The 20262-nt window shown below is 60.3% G+C and carries 19 protein-coding genes and 1 pseudogene; 10 read left to right on the top strand and 10 right to left on the bottom strand.

Translation table 11 applies throughout. The features are described 5' to 3' along the window. Window positions 1–3 precede the first annotated feature (3 nt). Complete coding sequence (locus BRA42_RS05305; RefSeq protein WP_292409930.1) at window positions 4–1146, bottom strand: COG1361 S-layer family protein; 1143 nt, start codon at window positions 1144–1146, stop codon at window positions 4–6. A 1-nt stretch (window position 1147) separates the two neighbouring features. Further along, a complete protein-coding gene (locus tag BRA42_RS05300; RefSeq protein ID WP_342770552.1) occupies window positions 1148–1609 on the bottom strand; it encodes a YIP1 family protein in 462 nt (153 codons plus the stop codon). Window positions 1610–2188: 579 nt separating this feature from the next. Between BRA42_RS05300 and BRA42_RS05295 the strand changes: the two genes are divergently transcribed. After that, a complete protein-coding gene (locus BRA42_RS05295) occupies window positions 2189–2482 on the top strand; it encodes a hypothetical protein (RefSeq protein WP_292409934.1) in 294 nt (97 codons plus the stop codon). A 206-nt stretch (window positions 2483–2688) separates the two neighbouring features. Here BRA42_RS05295 and radC read toward each other — a convergent pair whose 3' ends face one another. Beyond that, the gene (gene radC, locus BRA42_RS05290; RefSeq protein ID WP_342686000.1) at window positions 2689–3357 is read right to left on the bottom strand and encodes a RadC family protein; all 669 of its coding nucleotides are present in this window, start codon (window positions 3355–3357) and stop codon (window positions 2689–2691) included. Between the two features lie 184 nt (window positions 3358–3541). Between radC and BRA42_RS05285 the strand changes: the two genes are divergently transcribed. Further along, the gene (locus tag BRA42_RS05285) at window positions 3542–5191 is read left to right on the top strand and encodes a tetratricopeptide repeat protein (RefSeq protein ID WP_342686001.1); all 1650 of its coding nucleotides are present in this window, start codon (window positions 3542–3544) and stop codon (window positions 5189–5191) included. 565 nt (window positions 5192–5756) lie between these two features. Here the strand turns inward: BRA42_RS05285 and BRA42_RS05280 are convergent. After that, window positions 5757–6785, bottom strand: a complete 1029-nt coding sequence (locus tag BRA42_RS05280) for a hypothetical protein (protein ID WP_342770553.1) — start codon at window positions 6783–6785, stop codon at window positions 5757–5759. Window positions 6786–7038: 253 nt separating this feature from the next. Here BRA42_RS05280 and BRA42_RS05275 point away from each other — a divergent pair, with 253 nt between their 5' ends. Both BRA42_RS05275 and BRA42_RS05270 read left to right on the top strand, forming a co-directional pair. Next, window positions 7039–8577 (top strand): N-6 DNA methylase, encoded by a 1539-nt coding sequence (locus BRA42_RS05275; RefSeq protein ID WP_422655883.1) that lies wholly within the window; start codon window positions 7039–7041, stop codon window positions 8575–8577. Further along, window positions 8567–9061 (top strand): annotated as a pseudogene (locus BRA42_RS05270) (restriction endonuclease subunit S); the annotation flags it as partial. The gene BRA42_RS05275 and the pseudogene BRA42_RS05270, both read left to right, overlap by 11 nt. Before the next feature lie 56 nt (window positions 9062–9117). Here BRA42_RS05270 and BRA42_RS05265 read toward each other — a convergent pair. Then, on the bottom strand, window positions 9118–9747 hold the full coding sequence (locus BRA42_RS05265; RefSeq protein WP_342771296.1) for a restriction endonuclease subunit S: 630 nt from the start codon (window positions 9745–9747) through the stop codon (window positions 9118–9120). 144 nt (window positions 9748–9891) lie between these two features. Here BRA42_RS05265 and BRA42_RS05260 point away from each other — a divergent pair, with 144 nt between their 5' ends. Further along, window positions 9892–12984: a type I restriction endonuclease subunit R gene (locus BRA42_RS05260; protein ID WP_342770557.1), complete on the top strand. Its 3093-nt coding sequence runs from the start codon at window positions 9892–9894 to the stop codon at window positions 12982–12984. A 121-nt stretch (window positions 12985–13105) separates the two neighbouring features. On the opposite strand, the gene BRA42_RS05255 is transcribed toward BRA42_RS05260, so the two are convergent. From BRA42_RS05255 to BRA42_RS05240, 4 genes are read right to left on the bottom strand one after another with little or no spacing between them, the layout of a single operon-like run. Beyond that, entirely contained in the window at window positions 13106–14236 is a 1131-nt protein-coding gene (locus tag BRA42_RS05255) for a pyridoxal phosphate-dependent aminotransferase (RefSeq protein WP_342772101.1), read from the bottom strand. Further along, complete coding sequence (gene ribH / locus BRA42_RS05250; protein WP_342686119.1) at window positions 14233–14640, bottom strand: 6,7-dimethyl-8-ribityllumazine synthase; 408 nt, start codon at window positions 14638–14640, stop codon at window positions 14233–14235. Before ribH ends, BRA42_RS05255 begins: the two co-directional genes overlap by 4 nt. Window positions 14641–14699: 59 nt before the next feature. After that, a complete protein-coding gene (gene ribC / locus BRA42_RS05245; RefSeq protein WP_342772100.1) occupies window positions 14700–15161 on the bottom strand; it encodes a riboflavin synthase in 462 nt (153 codons plus the stop codon). Next, entirely contained in the window at window positions 15158–16288 is a 1131-nt protein-coding gene (locus tag BRA42_RS05240) for a pyridoxal-phosphate-dependent aminotransferase family protein (protein WP_292410810.1), read from the bottom strand. Before BRA42_RS05240 ends, ribC begins: the two co-directional genes overlap by 4 nt. Before the next feature lie 136 nt (window positions 16289–16424). On the opposite strand from BRA42_RS05240, the gene purE reads away from it, so the two are divergent. Beyond that, a complete protein-coding gene (purE, locus tag BRA42_RS05235) occupies window positions 16425–16817 on the top strand; it encodes a 5-(carboxyamino)imidazole ribonucleotide mutase (protein WP_292410809.1) in 393 nt (130 codons plus the stop codon). Window positions 16818–16852: 35 nt separating this feature from the next. Beyond that, a complete protein-coding gene (locus BRA42_RS05230; RefSeq protein ID WP_292410808.1) occupies window positions 16853–17260 on the top strand; it encodes an arsenate reductase ArsC in 408 nt (135 codons plus the stop codon). Between the two features lie 18 nt (window positions 17261–17278). Here the strand turns inward: BRA42_RS05230 and thiC are convergent, their stop codons facing one another. Then, entirely contained in the window at window positions 17279–18571 is a 1293-nt protein-coding gene (thiC, locus tag BRA42_RS05225) for a phosphomethylpyrimidine synthase ThiC (protein WP_394339217.1), read from the bottom strand. A gap of 25 nt (window positions 18572–18596) precedes the next feature. Between thiC and BRA42_RS05220 the strand changes: the two genes are divergently transcribed. The 3 genes from BRA42_RS05220 to BRA42_RS05210 are packed head-to-tail and all read left to right on the top strand — an operon-like array spanning window position 18597 to window position 20196. After that, window positions 18597–19199, top strand: a complete 603-nt coding sequence (locus BRA42_RS05220; protein WP_292410806.1) for an MBL fold metallo-hydrolase — start codon at window positions 18597–18599, stop codon at window positions 19197–19199. After that, entirely contained in the window at window positions 19192–19641 is a 450-nt protein-coding gene (locus BRA42_RS05215) for a GIY-YIG nuclease family protein (RefSeq protein ID WP_292410805.1), read from the top strand. The genes BRA42_RS05220 and BRA42_RS05215 overlap by 8 nt, the downstream gene beginning before the upstream one ends. Before the next feature lie 3 nt (window positions 19642–19644). Then, window positions 19645–20196, top strand: a complete 552-nt coding sequence (locus BRA42_RS05210) for a flavodoxin family protein (protein ID WP_292410804.1) — start codon at window positions 19645–19647, stop codon at window positions 20194–20196. The last annotated feature ends 66 nt before the right edge of the window (window positions 20197–20262 follow it).

Genomic DNA, 20262 nt, shown 5'->3' with positions numbered 1-20262 from the left:
TCGTTACGTCCGTCTCCAGGAGTAGTAGATGGCCCCGCCTATCCCGAGCGCGACAAGCACGACAACGATGATGCCGGCTACCGGGAGGCCGCCGTCGCCGCTCTGCTCCTTAAGAGGCGTCGTCGTACCGCCGACCTCGACCATCGTCGTCGTCGTATAGCGGTTGCCGTCGTCGTCGCGGTACTCGACGACGACCGGGACCTCGGTTGCGTTCGCGTCGGCCCGAAGAGTCACCTCGAACGATGAGATGTCGTCGGGGTCGAGCGTCCCGACAACGTAGACCCGGAACGGGTCCGTAGGCGTCGCAGGCGCCCCGGTGGTGACGAGCACCGACCGTGCGGCCTCAAGTCCGGCGTTCATGACGTCGCCCACGACCCGGTAGCCCCCGGCAACGGGCGTGACCTCGATGTTGGTGACGACCGGGTCGGCCTGCCTTTTATCCTCGCCGAACGCGATCGGGAGAACGAGGTCGGTCGTGTGGGTGTTGATGCCGTTACGCCAGGTCACCTGGAAAGTGACGTCCGTCTCAGCGGCAGGGGTCAGATTAAAGAGAACGGTCGCAGAACCGTCGGCAGCGAGAGCGCCGATGAATCCGCCGTTCGGTGTCGCGGTAAAGCCGGTTCCCTGCGGGATCACCTGGACGCCGGACGCCGCGTTCGGGCGGGGGTTGCCGACCCGGACGGTGATATCGGCCGTCCGCCCTTCGGCGAAGGCGTCCGGCTTTCCGACCACCGAGACGCTGAGCGGGGTGTCCTCGACCTGGACCGGGACCGGGTAACGGAGGTTGCCGGCGCCGTCGCGGAAGTCAAGGACGAACACAGGGTAGAACGTCCCCTCTCCCCCGTCCGCCCGGACGGTGAAGGTGAACGTCTTCGCGTTCCCGGCGCCTATCTCCCCGACCGAGGGGTAAGGGTCGCTCAGCGCCACCACGCCGCTCCCAAAGAGCCGGGCGCTCTTGATGGCAACCGATTCGGCACCGTTGTTCTGGATCGTCACCGTGAGCGTCCCGGTATCGCCTTTCATCAGGACCGGGGGATCGGTCGCGGAGGAGGTCACGGTGATGTCCGCCGGTCCGGCCTGTGCCGGTCCGGCGACCACTGCAACGGCGCAGAGGAGTGCTACGATAAAGAGATGAAGTGGTTTCATATTACAGCCATCCGATAAGGGGGATAAGTAGAGAGATGATGTAGAGCCCCACGGGTATCCCGACGGTGAGGGCCGCGTTCCGCGTGGAGAGGCCCCGTGCGTATTTCATGCCGAAGATCCATATATTTGCGCTCCAGAGAAGGAAGAGGACCGTCACGAGCGTGGCGACCGATGTCAGGGGGTCGGCCGCCAGCATCTCCGTGAGGGTCTCCGTCACGGCCACGATCTCCTCAGGGCTCGTTGCGGCCGGGACCGTGATGCCCGAGAGAATCTGGTAGGAGAGAACGACCCCGATCAGGCTCCCGAAGACCTGGGGCAGGAACCCGTAGCCCGTGAACTCCAGCGTCCGGGTGAGCGATCCTTTGCCCTTGAAGATCATCGAGATGAGGTAGAAGACGATGCCGACGACGATCCACGTGAGGAAACCCCCAATGACGGCAGCAACCGCGACGCCGGCCACCATGATCCCCCCCAGGCCCGCATATCCGCGGGGAGTATACCGATGGTCAGGTTCGTCGCCAGTGCGGCCGAGACCGCACCGATCACCCCGATGACGAGCGCAATCAGCGCCGGCACTTTCAGGCCCGGCTCGGTCCGCATGCGTTCCTCGAAAAAATTCCCGGGACTGAGCAGCACCCGGAGAAATCCAGTTTTCATGATAGTATCCTCGTGTACCCTTAGCTGATGAGAGATTATATACTTTTTCCAGTAATTCGGGACGCAGAGAGCGCGAATTCCCGGAAACGTCCAAAAGAACGGCGATTCTCCCCGCAGTAACGGCACATCGGACCGCCGGGCGATGGTGAACCGATCTCCGGAGAGGAAGCGGAGGGCGAGGTCGTCGATCTCCACAGAATGGACCGGTAGACCGTGATTGACGGTGTTGCTGTCGTTCCGCGCGCCGACCATCGAACCGGGAAGATCCTTCTGATCGCGCGTCGCGTCGATTCAACGGGCGCCCGTTTCAGTTTCATGATACTCTGTAAGTATGGCTCACATATAATTGTAACCCATATACATCCCATATAGTTTACTTTGCTATTTGAGATTTAACATCGCATATGGTAGCGCCGGGAGTATGCACGATCAAAATCGAAGAAAAAAACAGGTTAATGTGCGCCTTTCCCAGCGTATACTGGATCAGGCTCAGGAATTAGTTGACAGCGGTCAGCACCCGCACATATCCGACGTTGTTGAGACCGCCGTAATACGTTACGTTGACGAGGAGTATTTCAAACGCACCCTCCGTACGGAACTATTCGAGATGATGGACACTCCTGAGTATAAAGGAAAGATGCGGGAGCTCATCAGAGAGATCGATAGGGAACAGAACTGACGCAAATCATGCATCCCCGGCCCATGACCGTTCACGAAGCATTTTCGGGGGATGCCGATATATCCAGATCCTATTCTTTTCAAAAATCTTCTATAAAACGGTAAACCGGGCAACCCGAAGTGAGAAATGACCGGAATAAGAGGACACCGCAATCCTCGTCCGTTTTGTGCGTCGCGTCCTCCCGGTGCAGCGGGCGTGTGAGGGCGTCAGATCTCCCCGAGTTCCTTCAGGCTCACGTAGCCCTTCTTTGTAACGATGATGTGGTCGAGCACCCGGATGCCGAGGATCGACCCGGCTTCGACGAGTTGCCGGGTGACGTCGAGGTCCTGCGTGGAGGGCGAGAGCGTGCCCGAGGGGTGGTTGTGGATCAGGATTACCGAGGCGGCGCGGTCGGTGATCGCCTCGGCAAAGACCTCCCGGGGGTGGACGAGGCTCTGGTTCAGGGTCCCGACGGTGACGGTCCGGCGTTTTATCACCTCGCCGGCGCCGCTGAGGGTTATGCAAAGAAAATACTCCTGTTTCCTGTCCCGCCATTCCGCGACCAGCGGGAGGACGTCCTCGGGGCAAGCAATCCGGCACCCCGAAACGCCGTCGTCCCCGAGGTACCGCCGCCCGAGCTCGAAACAGGCCATGATCTCGCAGGCTTTCGCCGGGCCGATCCCCTCGATCGTAAGGAGGTCACCATATGACGGGCTGCCTCCGGCCTTCTCCAGGTAGCGTTCGACGCCGCCGGCGATCTCCCGGACATCCCGGCCTTTTGTTCCTCCCCCGAGGAGGAGAGCGATCAGTTCGGTATCGGTGAGCGCCTGCGGCCCCCGCGTCGCCAGCTTCTCACGCGGGCGATCGCGGTCCGGGATATCGCGCATCCTCTTCATCGTCAACCGGCCCCTTCTGGTTCCTCATTTTGATCCCGGAGCATGTATACGTTGCCAATTTACTCCGCGCACGGAAAAATTTTGTCCCGGGAAAAGATTCAGGAGAACGTTTCTCCTTCACCGTAGAAGGTTTTCGGGTGTTTTATCGAATCCTTTTTACCTATGGACGGCAATCACTCACGAAATGGAACTCCCCTGGAAGAGCGCCGAGGCCTGGTGCAGGAAGGGACGGGCATACGCCGAGCAGGGGCAGTACGACCGGGCCGTCGAATGCTACGACCGGGCGGTTGCCCGGAATGCCGACGACACCGCTGCCTGGTACCACAAAGGGCTCGCCCTCACCGCCGCCGGGCGCGACCGGGAAGCCGCAGGGTGTTTCGACCAGGCCGTCAGGATCGACCCGGCCTCCGCCCGCTTCTGGCTCGCCCGGGGACAGGCGCTCTACAATCTCCGGGAGTACCGTGAGGCGGCCGGCTCCTGCGGTCGGGCGGTGGAACTCGCCCCCGACTCGGCGGATGCCTGGTTCGTCAGGGGAAACGCCCTCAGAAAGCTCGGGCGAACCACCGACGCTATCGACTGCTACGACCGGGTCATCGCCCTCGAGCCGGGCCGGATCGAGGTCTGGAACGCCCGGGGCACGGCGCTTGCCACCGGGCGCCGATACGACGCAGCCATCGACTGTTACGACCGGGTCATCGCGCTCGATCCCGGGAACACAAACGCCTGGTACAGCAAGGGGACGGTCCATCTCCTCCTCGGCCGGTGCGGCGATGCGCTCGAGTGCTACGACCGGACCGTCGCCATCGACCCGGACCACGCCGACACCTGGCATACCCGGGGATGCACGCTTGCGGCGCTGCAGCGATACGAAGAAGCGGTCGGGTCGTTCGACCGGGCCCTCGCCCTCCACCCCGACGACGACGATGCCTGGTACAACCGCGGCCTGGCGTTGCACCACCTGGGGCGCTATGACGAGGCGATCTCCTGCTACGACCGGGCGTTCCAGATCAATCCCGACCATCCCGGGATCTGGTATCATAAAGCCGCGGCGCTGAAGACGTTGAAGCGCTACAGCCTCTCGCTCGCCTGCTTCGACCGGGCGCTCAGGGAGAACGCCGTCGATGCGGAGATCTGGCACCAGAAGGGTCATCTTCTCTTCACCCAAAAGCGTTACGTGGAAGCGATAGAGTGCTTCGACCAGGCGCTCAGGCTCCGGGCCGACCACACGGACGCATGCTACTATCGGGGAGAGGGTTACTACGCCCTCGGGGATTACGAGACGGCGATCGCCTGCTACCAGGCCGTGGTCCGGGCGGCCCCCGAGAACGCCGTTGCCTGGAACAACTACGGAAACGCACTCTACCGGCTCGAACGCTATGAAAAGGCGCTCGTCTGCTACGAGCGGGCGCTCGAGATCGACCCGGAGAACCGCCGGGTCTGGAGCAACAAAGCAAACGTCCTCTCCGTTCTTTCTCACTACGATCAGGCTCTCGTCTGCTACGACCGGGAGCTCCTGGCCCACCCGGAGAATGCGGACGCCTGGTACAACAAAGGCCTTGCGCTCTTCATCCTCGGGCGCTACGGCGAGGCCGTCGCCTGCTGCACCCGGGCGCTCGAAGCCGACCCCACAAAGGTTCAGGCCTGGAGCACAAAGGGAAACGCCCTCGTGATCCTGGAACGCTTTGAAGAAGCGCTCGAATGCTACGACCAGGCGCTTGCCGCGAACCCCGACGATGCCGAGACGCTCAAAGGAAAGGCGACGGCGCTCGTCTGCCTCGACCGCCCCGCCGAGGCAGACAGATGCCGCGAGCGGCTGCTGCGGCTGCAGCGGTGAGCGGAGGGCACCGGGCCCGGGAACATCTCCGCACCGCTGCCGCTTCTGTCATCAGGCCCCGGTGAGGAGGACCAGATTACCCCTTCTCATTGTTCCCATCCCACCGTCAAAAAAATTGTTTGTTGACTAGTGGACACCTTATTTTGCTGCTCCTGGTGTGTGGGGTTGCTCTCTCACGCGAAAGATTGGGGAGCAGTCAATAGTGGCCCGATTCCGAGTAACCACTATACTAACCTGGGGGAGTGTCATTCCTGGGTCCCGGGGCGAATAGCCACCACGGTCCACTGCGAACATACCTCCAGAAAGACGTACGGATACCCTCCTGCGGGGAGGGGGAGTTCCCCCTCCCCTGTCCCACCCCCAAAGGCGATACCTCCCACGGTCCACTGTCTGGAACGAACCGGGGAACATCCTGATCCCGCGCCCACCTCCAATGAGGGGGGATGAGCATCGAACAGAGTCCGATCATCGGGATCGATGCAATAATCTCCGCGGCTTCGCGGCTCTACACCGAACAGTGCTCACGTGAGGCGATGGTGTGTGAAATATTAGATGCAACGGTCCACTAGTAGATAATCCACGTATCCCAGTAAGTCGAAATGGAGTAGTACCGGTGGAACGGCCATGTGGTCGGTTCGATGAACGTACCCTCCGCATAGAGATACGCCAGGTCGTACTGACCGCTGGCGGTAGATGCATCCACGCTTACCGTGCTCCCCGGACTCCAGCTCTGGAGGGTGTTCTTAACATCCGGCCCATTGAATGTATAACCCCACTCGGCCCGCTCGATAGCCGGGTCGCTCTCATCACTCATGGTAACGGAGTTCAGGAACGACCCGGAGAACTTCGGCATCGGCGTGAACGATATGGAGACGGTCGTCGGCCCGGTGGTTGTCCCGCTGGGGTTCCAGTCATGCAGGGCAGGGTTGCCTAAACTGCTCACCGACCAGTCGATGTACGAGAGACCCCGTTCATTGAGCCACTTGCTCCCCTGCTCGCGATACCTATGAAAACCGGGGTCCATAGACCAGATCTGCTTGATTGCAAAGTAATCCCTGACCGGGTCCATTTCGTTGGAATTCCGGTACGTCTCAAAGTTATGTTCGATGAGTCCGTAGGGTTCGGCCGCGTAGTAATACCGACCGGACCCCATCAGGGCCCAATCCCCGCCGGATACGTTCACAGCACTCTCCGGGGTACTGACGGCGGTATCGTTGTACCACCGGTTCGCCTTCTCAAGGAGTTGCGCGATGTCCGTGCCCTCCTGCGAGACAGCGATCATCTCATGAGGAATCCCGGTCTTATCGAACGAAAACCCATACGCAACGATCGTCGCGTTGACGGGTATCACCGGATCGCCAGATCCGATCGGTGCCCCGGTGAAGTCTGCGCTTTTTTGGTAACTCTCAATCAGTTTATCTCGCTCATCCATCAGCGTATCCAGGTCAAGGGGATACGAATCATTGTCCGTCCGGAATAGAGACAGATCCGTCTCCTGCTGCTCCTCACCCGGCACGGGTGCAACGGCGATACCGGCGACGAGCAGCACGATGAGCGCCCGCATCAGGTATCCGGAAATTCGTGTAATCTCCATTTTTTTCAGATCCCGGGGTTCAAGGGGTGCAAGAAAGTCCCCGGCTTGAGCCGTGGGGATGAATTGCATCCCCTGGTTAGTTTCACGTTCACCTCGCGCGGGATATTTTTTGTCATAAGAGTTACACAGAATACATCGTGACTTAAATGTTTGGCAACTCAAAATCCTCGTGAGGATTTCTAAAGGACTAAGTGTGAACACCGATATATTTGTTAAAACCTGCAAGGCTCTGGAGTGCGACACTTCTGACAGCATGGAAATAGAGCCGAATGAAAAGGAGTGCGACAAAATGGCGACAATAAATAACACTGCATCAATCGGCTTTGAGCAACAAATATGGGCGGCAGCAGACATCCTTCGCGGCAATGTGGATGCGGCGGAGTACAAACACGTCGTTCTTGGACTTATTTTTCTGAAATACATATCGGACAGGTTCGAGGAACGGTATCAAGAACTGCTTGCCGAGGATGACGATGTGGAGGACAAGGATGCCTACGCCGAAAAGAACGTGTTTTTCGTGCCACAGTCGGCGCGGTGGAGCGTCATTTCCGAAGCGGCGCACAAAGAGGAGATCGGCACGGTGATTGACGACGCAATGCGGGCGATCGAGAAAGAGAACAAGCGGCTGAAGGACATCCTGCCGAAAAACTACGCCCGTGACGAACTGGACAAGCGCCGCCTCGGTAACGTGGTTGACCTATTCACCAACATTCAGATGATTGAACACGGCACAGACAAGGACATCCTCGGTCGCACCTACGAATACTGCCTTGCCAGGTTTGCCGAGCAGGAAGGCAAGCGCGCCGGAGAGTTCTACACGCCGTCCTGCGTGGTGCGGACGCTCGTTGAGGTCTTGCAGCCGTTCAAGGGGCGCGTGTACGACCCCTGCTGTGGGTCCGGTGGTATGTTCGTGCAGTCCACGGACTTCGTAAAGAACCATTCAGGCAACATCGACAATCTCTCAGTCTACGGACAGGACGCAAACCCCACCACCCGTAAGATGGCTTTGATGAACCTTGCCATTCGGGGCATCGAGGCCAACCTCGGCGGATACAACGCCGACACGTTCCATAACGACCTGCACCCAACGCTGAAAGCTGACTTCATCCTCGCCAATCCGCCGTTCAACCTCTCCGACTGGAACGACGGCAGTTTGAATGATGACCAGCGGTGGCGGTACGGTCTTCCGCCCGCAGGTAACGCCAATTTTGCGTGGCTTCAGCACATGATTTACCACCTTGCACCGAATGGAAAAATCGGCATGGTACTTGCCAACGGTTCGCTGTCCTCCCAAAGCGGCGGCGAGGGTGAAATCCGCAAGAAAATAGTGAAGGACGACCTTGTAGAGGGCATTATCGCCATGCCCACACAGTTGTTCTACACCACGCAGATACCCGTTTCCCTCTGGTTCATCAGCCGAAACAAGAAGCAAAAGGGCAAGACGCTCTTCATCGACGCCCGCAAAATGGGTACGATGGTCAACCGCCGCCTACGCGAGATGACCGTCGAGGACATCGCCAAAATTGCCGCCACGTTTCAGGCGTTCGACGACGGGAAGCTTGAGGACATGAAAGGCTTCTGCGCCGCCGTTACCACGGAGGGGATCGCCAAGCAGGACTACATACTAACGCCGGGACGCTATGTCGGCATTGAGGAGCAGGAGGATGACGGCGAACCCTTCGAGGAGAAAATGGCACGGCTAACTGACGAACTTTCCGAGATGTTCAAGCGTTCCCACGAACTGGAGGGCGAAATCCGTAAAAGACTGAGGGCGATTGGGTATGAGCTATAAGATGAAACGAGTCGGCGATGTGATTGAGGAAATCGCGATGGGACCGTTCGGCTCAAATATAAAGGTCGATTGCTTTGTTCCATCCGGCATCCCTGTGTTGAACGGGAGCAATCTCACGGGCTTCACTCTTAGCGAGGACAGCTTTAATTACGTTACACCAGAAAAAGCCGCTTCGTTAAAGAAAGCTGTGGCTTCACGTGGCGATGTGGTTATAACGCATCGAGGCACACTGGGGCAAATAGCATACATTCCTGTAGATAGCAAATATGATAAGTACGTTATTTCGCAGAGCCAATTTCGGGTGAGATGCAAAAAGGACGAAATGCTACCTGAGTATATGGTCTACTTCTTTCATTCACGGGAGGGGCGGCATCAGCTACTCTCTAACAGCTCCCAGGTCGGAGTACCCGCTTTAGCCCGACCGTCTTCGACTTTTCAGGAGCTTGAAATGCCCGTGCCGCCGATAGAGGTACAGCAGGCGATAGCCGACACACTCTCCGCTCTCGACGTGCGGATTGCCGTTAACACAGCGATAAATCATCATTTAGCGGAGCCGAGGTTGGCAATGGATAGTTCTCCGGACATCAGGCGGGGTAGGAGGGTGTCACGCAGGGCGGCGAGGCGTATAGATTCATTTGCGTTGTTGAGGAGGGCTTCATAAATGGGCTTTATTTTGCCCTCAAACGAGCTTACTTCCTCAACCGAAGGGGCAGCGACAATCTCGCTCTCAAAATCTCTGGTGACTATTGCATCGAACACCGCGCCGCTTGCTTTGTGCTTTAGGTGTTCGACTGTTTCCAAGGCGAGGTGATAGACAAAATGCTGACCATACCCACTATTACCGACAAGAGCATAGCACGACTGATTCATCGCCATAGGCACACCCGCCATTGCGAGTTTGCCAACAGTACCTCTCGCTGTGACAAAGACGGTGTTCACGGGATAGAGTCGACTATTGCAGTGATTCAACCCTGCTTCGGTCAAAGACTTTTCGGTGGTCAACACATAAAGCCCCGAAGCGTCTTTTGGTGTGAAAAACGGTATCGCGCCGTCCCAATACTCAGTTGTCGTAGTTTTTGGAGTGCCACCACCCAAGACTTGCACGATTTCTGTGAATGGCTTGGCGGGCTCGAAGTCCACGAACCAGGACTTAAAGATCGCCTGCGCCATCTGCTCTAAATGATGATTTATCACTCCCCCTGCCTCTAAAAAACAAATTTTTATCGAAAGGCAGGAGGAAGTATGAAAGACAAGTTAATTAAGGAGATTTATCACCTTTGGGCGCGACGATAGAATGTAAGCGAAGGCTATCCTATGCCATATACTGAAGCCAACTACGAAAACGCTGTCATAGAGGTGTTCCGCGGCACCCTGGGCTACGACTATGTTTACGCGCCCGACCTGACGCGGGACTACACCGACCCGCTCTATACAGACGAGTTGCTGCCCGCCCTGCGGAAGGTCAATCCGAAACTTCCGGAAGCCGCGCTTGCCGAGGCGATATATAAACTGCAGAATTTCGAGGGCGGCACATTCCAGCAGAAGAATGTTCAGTTTATGGATTACCTCCAAAACGGCGTATCGATCAACTATTACGACAGGGGCGAGCAACGGGCTGCGCTCGTGTATCTCGTGGACTACGAGAACGTAGAACGGAACTCGTTCATTATCGCCAACCAGTGGACAATCACCGAGAACAGCGAAAAACGCCCGGACATTATCGTGTTCCTGAACGGTCTGCCTGTGGTCGTGTTTGAGTTGAAGTCGCCCTCCCGCGAGGAAACCGATGTGAGTGAGGCGTTTCTGCAACTGCGGAACTATATGCACGAGATACCGTCCCTGTTCATCTACAACGCCTTTCTCGTGATGAGCGATCTTGCCATGTCCAGGGCGGGAACTCTCACGGCGGGTGAAGACCGTTTTATGGAGTGGAAAACGAAAGACGGCAGTTACGAGAATACGCAGTACGCCCAATTCGACACTTTCATTGAGGGAATGTTCGACAAGGTGCGGTTGCTCGACATTATCAGGAACTTCATCTGCTTCTCTGGGGACGCAAAAATTCTCGGTGCGTATCACCAGTATTTCGCCGTGCGGAAAGCCGTAGCCTCCACAGTCAAAGCCACCGTCACGGATGGCAAGGGCGGCGTGTTCTGGCATACCCAGGGCAGCGGCAAATCGCTGTCGATGGTGTTCTATGCCCATCTACTCCAAGAGGCTCTGAACTCGCCAACCATCGTTGTCCTCACAGATCGCAACGACCTTGACGACCAGCTTTTCGGGCAGTTTGCCAAGTGCGCGTCCTTCCTACGCCAAACACCCCTACACGCCGAAAGCCGTGTTCACCTGAAAGAACTACTCGCAGGACGGCAAGCCAATGGCATCATCTTCACCACGATGCAGAAGTTCGAGGAATCCTTCGAAATCCTCTCCGACCGCCGAAATATCGTTGTGATGGCTGATGAAGCCCATCGCGGGCAGTATGGCTTGGAGGAAAAGGTGGATGCGAAAACAGGCCGTGTCATCCTCGGGACGGCTCGCATTATCCGCGACAGCCTGCCCAACGCGACCTACATAGGCTTTACGGGAACGCCTATTTCAAGCAAAGACCGCTCCACCATCGAGGTGTTCGGCAACTACATCGACATCTACGATATGACCCAAGCCGTGGAGGACGGCGCGACCCGCCCCGTCTACTACGAGAGCCGTGTCATCCACCTAAAACTGGACGAAGATATTCTACGGCGCATAGATGCTGAGTACGACATTATGGCACAAAACGCCGAGCCATATGCCATTGAGAAAAGCAAGAAGGAACTCGGACAGATGGAATCCATCCTCGGCGCGGAGCAGACCATAACCACCCTGTGCGAGGACATCATCAAGCACTACGAGGAGAACCGCCAGTACGAATTGACGGGCAAGGCGATGATAGTCTCCTATTCCCGCGCTATCGCCATGAAAATCTATCGTAAACTGTTGGAACTTCGCCCCGAATGGGCGGAGAAGGTCGGCGTGGTGATGACTGAGAGTAACAAAGACCCCGAAGGGTGGCGGGGCGTCATTGGCAACAAACGCCACCGCAACGAGATGGCAAATCGGTTCAAGGACAATGACGACCCGCTGAAAATCGCTATCGTTGTTGATATGTGGCTGACGGGTTTTGACGTGCCGTCACTGGCTACAATGTACGTTTACAAGCCGATGGTGGGACACAGCCTGATGCAGGCAATCGCTCGTGTCAACCGCGTTTACAAGGATAAAGAAGGCGGCTTGGTGGTCGATTACGTCGGCATCGCTTCCGCGCTGAAGCAGGCGATGAACGACTACACCAACCGCGACAAGAACAACTACGGCGATACCGACATTGCCAAGACTGCGCTGCCGAAGTTCATCGAGAAACTGGAAGTTTGCCGCGATCTATTCCACGGCTTCGACTACTCGGCGTTTATGGCGACCGAGAGCGACCTTGTCCGTGCCAGGACCATTACGGGCGGCGTGAACTTCCTTTCGAGCATTGAAAGAGCAAAGTCCAGTGTGGTCCGTGAAGGTTACAACCGGCGGGCTTCAATGGTCGCCGAGTCGTCGGCGGCTTACGCGGACACGCCGAGCAAAAAGGACGTATTTATCAAAGAGGCAATGCTACTCCGTCAGGCTTTGTCCCTCTGCCGCTCGCTGCTCAATGCCGAGCAGCGGTTTGAAGCCGCCTACTTTGAGGCGGTGCGGACACTCCTCACCCGTATCACAGGTGAGGGCAAGCCACTCTCCCTGAAAGAAATCAACGCCCGTATCAACGAACTGCTGAAAGCGAGCATTCAGAGCGAGGGCGTTATCAACCTGTTCTCCGACGTAAACACGGAATTTTCGCTCTTCGACCCGAAGTTCCTCGATGAAATCGCCAAGATGAAAGAGCGCAACCTTGCCGTCGAGATTTTGAAAAAGCTGCTTGCCGAGCAGGTGTCGCTTTACCGCCGGACGAACCTCGTCAAGAGCGAGAAATTCTCAGAAATGCTCTCCCGTGCAATGAAAGCGTACCTCAACGGTATGCTCTCCAACGAGGAAGTCATCGCCGAACTGATGAAGATGGCAAAGGATATGGCTTCTGCCCAAGCGGAGGGCGACGCGATGGGCTTGACCGACGAGGAGTTGGCGTTCTACGATGCCCTGACCCGACCCGAAGCTGTCAAGGACTTCTACCAGAACGAGGAACTCGTGGCGATGACCCACGAACTCACGGATATGCTCCGCAAAAACCGTACCATCGACTGGCAGAAGAAGGAGTCCGCCCGCGCCGGTATGCGCCGCATGGTCAAGAAACTGCTGAAGAAGTACAAGTACCCTCCGGAGGGTATGGAAGACGCTATCGCCACCGTCATCGGTCAGTGCGAGATGTGGACGGATAATTAGCTAAAAACCCTCATGGTGCCCGGGCAACATGCATAGAGAATTAAAATGGCCGGGTGGCCATGGGTGAGAGAGGAGAGGCCACCAACACCCTTCGCAGATTTTCATACAAAGATAAGGTCGTTTAGATTCGCGCGATCCGCCCGACGGCTTCCCTGAGGCTTTCCATCGAGGTCGCGTAGGAGAGGCGGAGCCAGCCGGGGGTGCCGAACGCAGTTCCCGGGGTGACCGCCACGTGGGCCTCACGGAGCCACGAGCGGGCGATCGCCATATCGTCGCCCTCGACCATCACGTAGGCGTAGAACGCCCCGTCCGCAGGAGCCGTGGCGTAGCCGAGGTCGCGGAGCGCCGGGACAAAGTAGTCGCGCCGACGCTCGAACTCGCGGCGCATCGATTCAACGCAGTCCTGGCTGCCCCGGAGCGCAGCGAGGGCGCCGAACATCGCAAACGTCGTCGGGTGCGATATGGTGTGCTGCTGCACCTTCTCCATCTGCCGGACGATCGGCCGGGGAGCGACCGCGTAGCCGACCCGCCACCCGGTCATCGCGTAGGCCTTCGAGAACCCGTTGACGGTGATCGTCCGTTCCGCCATCCCGGGAAGGGAGGCGAGAGAGACATGCTCCTTCCCGTAGACCAGCTTCTCGTAGATCTCGTCGGAGAGAGCGAAAAGGTCGTGGTCCCGGCAGATATCGGCGATCAGCCGGATTGAGTCCCCGTTCAGCACCGCACCGGAGGGGTTCGAGGGAGAGTTGACCACGATCATCTTCGTCCGGGTCCCGACGGCCTCAAGCAGCGTATCGTCGACCTGAAACGTCGCGGGAGAGAGAGCATGGTGCCGGGCGCGCGCACCGCTGAGCCGGGCGCAGGGCTCGTAGGAGACCCACGAGGGATCGAGGACGATCACCTCGTCTCCGGGGTTCAGCACGGCCTCCATCGCCTCGTAGATGGCGTCCTTCGCCCCGCAAGTGACGATCACCTCGCCCTGCCGTGCAGAAAACCCGTTTTCCCGGGTTATCTTCTCCGCTATCGCGCCCGTCAGCGCAGGAATCCCGGTGCTCGGGGCGTAGTGCGTCTCCCCACGGCGGAGGGCGTCGATGCAGGCCTCCTTGATGTGCTCCGGGGTATCGAAGTCCGGCTCCCCTATGGAGAGGCTGATGATGTCGATGCCCTCCTGTGCCATCCGCTTTGCCGCGTTCGAGATCTCGATCGTCGCGGAGGGGGCGATTGCCGCAATCTTCTCCGAGAGGCCTCTCATCCCAATCGCTGGACCATCTTCACGGCCGACTCCACAGCACGCTTGGCGTAGTCGATACGCTCGGTCGCTTCCATCCTTGTCATCCCCGGCCCGGAGATGCCTAAAGAGACGGGCTTATCGTACTCGAGAGAGAGGTCGATGATCTTACGCGCCGCGTGCTGGACGACGATCTCGTCGTGCTGGGTGGCGCCCTCGATAACGCAGCCGATCGTGACGACCGCGTCGACATTCCCCTCGTTGAGCAGTTTCTTGATGGCGAGCGGCATATCGTAGGCGCCGGGAACGTAGAACGTCTCGGTTACCTCCGCCCCGAGGAACCGGGCGTGTTCGCGGGCCTCGATCTCCATCATATAGGTGATGTCGCGGTTGAACTCCGCGACGACAAATCCAAGTTTTATCGTCATTTCAATCCTATCCTTATGGTACTACTCGCACCGGTTGTTGATAATCCTCACTTTTCGCACTAGAGACGTGCAGGCCCGACATCCTCGAACCCCTGCCGCTGGCCGGTCCCGGCGAGTTTTTCAAGCTCCTTCGGGTGGAGGGCGAGCCTGACGGCGTTCACCGCATGCTCCCTCGTCCGCTGCTCCATCAGCCAGGCGAGCTCCTTTGCGTCCTTCGCCTCGTCCTCGTGGACGAAGACCTCGATGACGTGTTTGTTGGTCATCAGCTGGCAGAGGATGAGGCCTTGCGAAGCCTCGTGAGCGCAGACCTTGTCCTTCTCGGCCCGCCCGGGCATCCCGAGCGCCATCACGAGGTCACACCCCCGCTCCTCGATCAACTTCTTGCACGCCACCGGGAGGTCCTTGATGCCGGGGACGACGTAACGCTCCAGCCCCACGCTCGCATGCTTCCGGATCTCATCCGCGGCGATCCCGCCCATATCGACCCGGGCAAACGTGGTGTCGGCGATCCCGATCTTCATTCGAGGAGCACCCCGGCGGCCACCTCGACGCCGTCGCCCGCCTCAAACCCGGCCTTCCTGAGAGCGAACTGGACGGCCGCAAGGGTGCTGAGGATTTCCTGCGCTCCCACACCGCCCATGGTGCCGATCCGGAAGATCTTGCCCTTGAGGTGGTCCTGGCCGCCGGCGATCTCGATCCCGAACTTCTTGACGGTTCCCCGCAGGTCTTTGTCGGTGACGCCGCCCGGAATCCGCATGGCGGTCGCGGTGTTCGAGTAGGCGTGGTACGCGTCGAGCTTCGGGAAGAGGTCGACGCCCCACCCCTTCGCCGCGGCGCGGACGGCGGCTGCCATCCGGTGGTGGCGGGCGATCCGGGCACCGACGCCTTCCTCCTCGATCATCCTGCAGGCCTCGTGCAGCGCGAGGAAGAGCGGGACCGCCGGGGTGTAAGGGGTCTCCATCGGGGCGCTCTTGCCGCTCTTGCGGTATGCGGCCATATCGAGGTAGAAGGGGCGCTTCTCGGATATCCGGTCCCAGGCGCGTTCGCTGACCGCAACGGCCGCGAGACCCGCCGGGGCGGCGAGGCACTTCTGCGAGCCGACGACGGCGACATCAACGCCCCACTCGTCCATCCGGACGTCGTCGCCGCCGATGGAGGTGACCCCGTCCATGATGAAAAGCGCGTCGTGCTTCCGGGCAAGTTTTCCGACCTCGGGCGCGGGGTTCTTGATACCGGCGCTCGTCTCGTTGTGGACCATGGTGACGACCTCGGCCCCGGCCTCGAGTTCCCGCGCAAGGCCGTCAAGGTCGAGCGGGGTCCCCCACTCCGATTCGAGGGCGGTAACGCTGCCGTAGCGTGCTCCGATCTTGGCAAACCGGTCGCCGAACTTGCCGTTGACAAGCGAGACGATCTTTCTGTCCCGTGCGAAGTTCGCGACGCCGGCCTCCATGCCGGCGGTCCCCGACCCGCTGATGATATAAAGTTCGTTCGCGGTGCCAAAGAGGGTCTTTAAGGTCCGAACGGTGTCCGCGTACGCGGCCCCGAACTCGGGACCGCGGTGGTTGATGGCCTGTCGTGTCATTGCGGCGCGGACCCGCTGCGGGATCGGTACCGGCCCGGGGATCATAAGGAGCGGTTCGTTTTCCATGATAGATCAGTCCCTATCGTCTAGTCGAATCTGGACGCAAGTTCCTCAAGGAACTTGGATGTGGATTCATATCAACCTCTCCCACGATGCGGTATCGACAGAGAGATGAGGAGGCAGAAGCATACCAGAAGGAGTTATGGTTGATGTCGCAGTGATCTGCGGTTCGGCCTCGGACGGCCCCATCGCGGAGAAGGCGTTTGCGATTCTGAAGGAGCAGGGCGTATCCTACGACTACCGGGTGATCTCGGCGCACCGCGACCCCGATAAACTGGACGAATACGTGAAGGGGAGCAATGCCCGGGTCTTCATCGCAATCGCCGGGCTCTCGGCGGCCCTCCCGGGAGTGATCGCCTCGAAGACGCGGCGGCCGGTGATCGGCGTCCCGGTGAGCGGAAAACTGATGGGACTCGACGCTCTCCTCTCGATCGCCCAGATGCCGAAAGGCGTCCCGGTGGCCTGCGTCGGAGTGGACAACGGCGAGAACGCCGCCCTGCTCGCGGTCCGGATCCTCGGCGTCTCCGGCGCCTGACATACCCTTTTTACCCCGGCCGATAAGAAGAGAGTATGAAGCAGAGAGTGCTCTTCATCGGCACGAATAACGCCGACCGGACCCAGATGGCCGAAGGCTACCTTCGCGCCCGCTACGGCGACCGCTACGAGGCCTGTTCCGCCGGGATCGCCCCCACGGCGCTCAACCCGACGACCGTGCAGGTGATGAACGAGATCGGGATCGATATCGCCGGGCAGCGGGCGAAAGACCTCGGCCTCTTCGACGGAAAAGAGATGGACTACGTGGTCGCGCTCTGCTCCGGGGGGGTCTGCCCGATGTTTCCCTGGACACGAGAGACGATCCACGCCGACTTCCCGGACCCGGCCAGGGCCACCGGGACCCCGGACAAGGTCTTTACGGCCTACCGGCGGAGCCGGGACGCAATATGCGCCTGGATCGACGGGAAGTTCGGCGGGAAGTGAATAGCGGGCGAAAACCCCTCAGGGCTCCGGCCGGTCCTTCGGCGGCGCCTTGAGGATATCCCGCACCATCTTTATGGCGCAGAGGTCGCCGCACATCGAGCAGGTCTCGATCTCCCCGTCCCGCTCGTGGATGCGCCGGGCCTCCTCCGGGACGAGCGCCGTCTCGAACTGCTTCTCCCAGTCGAGCGCCCGCCGCGCCTCCGCCATCCGGATCTCGCGGTTCTTCGTCTTTGCGGCGGCGCGGGAGAGGCTCCCGACGTGCGCGGCGATCCTCGCCACCCTCGTCCCCTCCACGATGTCGTGGAGGTCCGGGAGCGCCAGGTGCTCGCTCGGCGAGACCATGCAGAGGAAGTCGGCGCCGTTCATTCCGGCAATCACGCCGCCTATCGCCGCCACCACGTGGTCGTAGCCCGGCGCCACGTCGGTCACGAGCGGACCGAGCAGGTAGAGCGGGGCGCCGTCGGTCAGCTCCTTGAGCGTCCGGACGTTGTAGCCGATCTGGTCGGCCGGGATATGCCCCGGCCCCTCGATCATCCGCTGCACCCCGGCGGCAAGCGCCCGCTTCGCCAGGTGCCCGAGCGTCAGGTACTCCGTCGTCTTCGCGAGGCGCCCGGCGTCCACGAGCGCACCCGGGCGCATCCCGTCGCCGAGGCTTGCAACCACGTCGTACTCGGCGAGGATCTCGAGCAGGTAGTCATACTCGGCATAAAGAGGATTCTCCTCGCCGGTCGCGGCCATCATCGCCACGTGAAACGCCCCGCCCCGGCTGACAACGCCCATCGTCCGGGGGTCTGCCTGGAGCGATGCGAGGGCTTCACGGTTCACGCCGCAGTGCAGGGTCAGGAAGTCCACGCCCTGTCGGCAGTGCTCCCGGATCACCGAAAAGAGCAGATCGGCGTCCACGTCGGCCGCGTTCCCCGCCCGCCGCACCGCTTCGTAAACCGGGACCGTCCCGACGGGTGCGTCGAGAGCGAGAACCCGGCGCCGGATTCGGGCAAGATCACCGCCGGTCGAGAGGTCCATCAATGCGTCCGCCCCCTCGCGGAGGGCCGCCTTCGCCTTCTCGACCTCGAGGTCCTCGTCGCACCGGGTTCCCGACGTCCCGACGTTCACGTTGACCCGCACCCTGCACCCCTCCCCGATGGCGCAGAGCCGGTGCGCCCGCACGGGGTTTGCCGGGATGACGATCCGTCCGCGGGCGACGGCCCGTGCGGCACGGTACGGCACGAGGTCCTCTTCCCGGGCGATTGCCTCCACCTCCGGGGGAACCCCGCTCAGGCATGCGGAGATCAGAGTATGCATAAAAACCATTTGTCCGGAAGCCATATTAGTCTGCATGCCAGTCCGGTGGATCGCAAGCGGCACGGCCTATGCCAACTCGTTCGTTTACGGGAAGATCCTTGTGGATGCGGGCGTTCTCCCGACGGCGGTGGAACCGTACGCCGGAGAGATCGAGACGATTGTCATCACCCACGCCCATTACGACCATATCGCCCATGTCAGGGAGATATCCCGGCTCTGCGGCGATGCCGTCGTCTGCATCCATGAAGCGGACGCGCCCGGCCTCTCCGACGACGCCCGGAGCCTCGCCGGGCACTTCGGCGCCCGGGCACCCGGGATCGTCCCCGACGTCACTCTCTCCGACGGCGACCGCGTCGGGAGCCTCCGCGTGATCCACACCCCCGGGCACACGCCGGGCGGGATCTGCCTCTACGACGCGGCGGCGAAGGTGCTCTTCTCGGGGGACACCGTCTTCACCGGCGGTTCCTTCGGACGCTACGATTTTCCCGGCGGAGACCGCACGGCGCTCGCGGCATCCCTCGATCGTCTGAGCAAGATTGCGGTCGAGGGGCTCTATCCTGGACACGGCGAACCCGTCGCCTGCGACGGTTGGAGGCATATTGCGGCCGCCCGGGAGGCGCTCCGGCACCATGGATAAGGGGGTCTACGCCCTCATCCTCGAAAACCCGCGTTGTGAAGTCCGCATCGGCGCCCCGGGGACAAGGGAGTTTTCGGAAGGACGGCACATTTACGTCGGCTCGGCGCAGGGGAGCGGCGGGCTTGCCCGGGTGAACAGGCACGTAAACCTCGCCTTCCTCCGCGACCGCCAGCCCCGGTGGCACATCGACCGCCTCCTCCTCGACCCGCGCTTCACCCTTGCCGCCGCCGTCACCGCCGTCACCGACCGGGACTGCGAGTGCGACCTCGCCCGCGCCGTCGGCGGGTCTTTCGTCCCCGGGTTCGGGTGCAGCGACTGCACCTGCCCTTCCCACCTCTTCTACCGCCCGGGTGACCCGGTCCGGGAGGTCCTCGCAGCGTTCCGGGGTCTTGGCCTCGACGCCCGGATCACAAGAATCAAGAACGAGGGGAGCGAGCACTAGGTCATGAAGGTCCTAGGCATCTCCGGAAGCATGCGCAAGAACGGCAACACCGCACTCCTCGTCACCACCATCCTCGACCGGGTGCGGAAGGCGGGCATCGAGACCGAATACCTGACGCTCGCCGATATGGATATCCGGCCCTGCACCGGCTGCGAGGCCTGCCGGGAGGCGAAGTGGTGCGTAACGGAGGACGACGATTGGGGTTCTGTAGCGCAGAAGATGATCGACTGCGAGGTGCTGGTCCTCGGCGCCCCGACATATTACTACGACATCAACGGCCAGACGAAGAACCTGATCGACCGGACCTACTCCCTCTATCACGACAGACGGCTCGCGGGAAGGAGAGCGGTAGCCGTCGCCGTCTGCGCCGACCGGGGGGGCGAACGTTCCCTCGAGACGCTGGAAGGGTTCCTGAACGCCCACGAGTTCTCATACCTCGGCTACGTCTGCGCCAGGGGGTATATGCCGGGCGACGTCCTCTCCGACGAACACGCGATGAAGAGCGCCGCGGGCGTTGCGGATACAATCGTCAGATACCTCCGGCCGGAGGACTGAAAGGGCACATCCTCGAAGAAAGTGCCGCTACCGTCGGATGCCGGGTTCGTCCGCCGGAGGGCATAC

It is taken from the genome of Methanoculleus sp. UBA374 (assembly GCA_002508705.1).
GTDB classification, from domain to species: domain Archaea; phylum Halobacteriota; class Methanomicrobia; order Methanomicrobiales; family Methanoculleaceae; genus Methanoculleus; species Methanoculleus palmolei.
The sequence above is the reverse complement of the archived record's forward strand: the minus strand, read 5'-3'. Positions and strand labels throughout refer to the sequence as shown.

Coding starts and splice junctions, on each gene's coding strand:
- BRA42_RS05305 (WP_292409930.1), bottom strand. CDS start 1,146: ATGAAACCACTTCATCTCTTTATCGTAGCACTCCTCTGCGCCGTTGCA.
- BRA42_RS05300 (WP_342770552.1), bottom strand. CDS start 1,609: ATGGTGGCCGGCGTCGCGGTTGCTGCCGTCATTGGGGGTTTCCTCACG.
- radC (WP_342686000.1), bottom strand. CDS start 3,357: ATGAAGAGGATGCGCGATATCCCGGACCGCGATCGCCCGCGTGAGAAG.
- BRA42_RS05285 (WP_342686001.1), top strand. CDS start 3,542: ATGGAACTCCCCTGGAAGAGCGCCGAGGCCTGGTGCAGGAAGGGACGG.
- BRA42_RS05280 (WP_342770553.1), bottom strand. CDS start 6,785: ATGGAGATTACACGAATTTCCGGATACCTGATGCGGGCGCTCATCGTG.
- BRA42_RS05275 (WP_422655883.1), top strand. CDS start 7,039: ATGGAAATAGAGCCGAATGAAAAGGAGTGCGACAAAATGGCGACAATA.
- BRA42_RS05265 (WP_342771296.1), bottom strand. CDS start 9,747: ATGGCGCAGGCGATCTTTAAGTCCTGGTTCGTGGACTTCGAGCCCGCC.
- BRA42_RS05260 (WP_342770557.1), top strand. CDS start 9,892: ATGCCATATACTGAAGCCAACTACGAAAACGCTGTCATAGAGGTGTTC.
- BRA42_RS05255 (WP_342772101.1), bottom strand. CDS start 14,236: ATGAGAGGCCTCTCGGAGAAGATTGCGGCAATCGCCCCCTCCGCGACG.
- ribH (WP_342686119.1), bottom strand. CDS start 14,640: ATGACGATAAAACTTGGATTTGTCGTCGCGGAGTTCAACCGCGACATC.
- ribC (WP_342772100.1), bottom strand. CDS start 15,161: ATGAAGATCGGGATCGCCGACACCACGTTTGCCCGGGTCGATATGGGC.
- BRA42_RS05240 (WP_292410810.1), bottom strand. CDS start 16,288: ATGGAAAACGAACCGCTCCTTATGATCCCCGGGCCGGTACCGATCCCG.
- purE (WP_292410809.1), top strand. CDS start 16,425: ATGGTTGATGTCGCAGTGATCTGCGGTTCGGCCTCGGACGGCCCCATC.
- BRA42_RS05230 (WP_292410808.1), top strand. CDS start 16,853: ATGAAGCAGAGAGTGCTCTTCATCGGCACGAATAACGCCGACCGGACC.
- thiC (WP_394339217.1), bottom strand. CDS start 18,571: ATGGTTTTTATGCATACTCTGATCTCCGCATGCCTGAGCGGGGTTCCC.
- BRA42_RS05220 (WP_292410806.1), top strand. CDS start 18,597: ATGCCAGTCCGGTGGATCGCAAGCGGCACGGCCTATGCCAACTCGTTC.
- BRA42_RS05215 (WP_292410805.1), top strand. CDS start 19,192: ATGGATAAGGGGGTCTACGCCCTCATCCTCGAAAACCCGCGTTGTGAA.
- BRA42_RS05210 (WP_292410804.1), top strand. CDS start 19,645: ATGAAGGTCCTAGGCATCTCCGGAAGCATGCGCAAGAACGGCAACACC.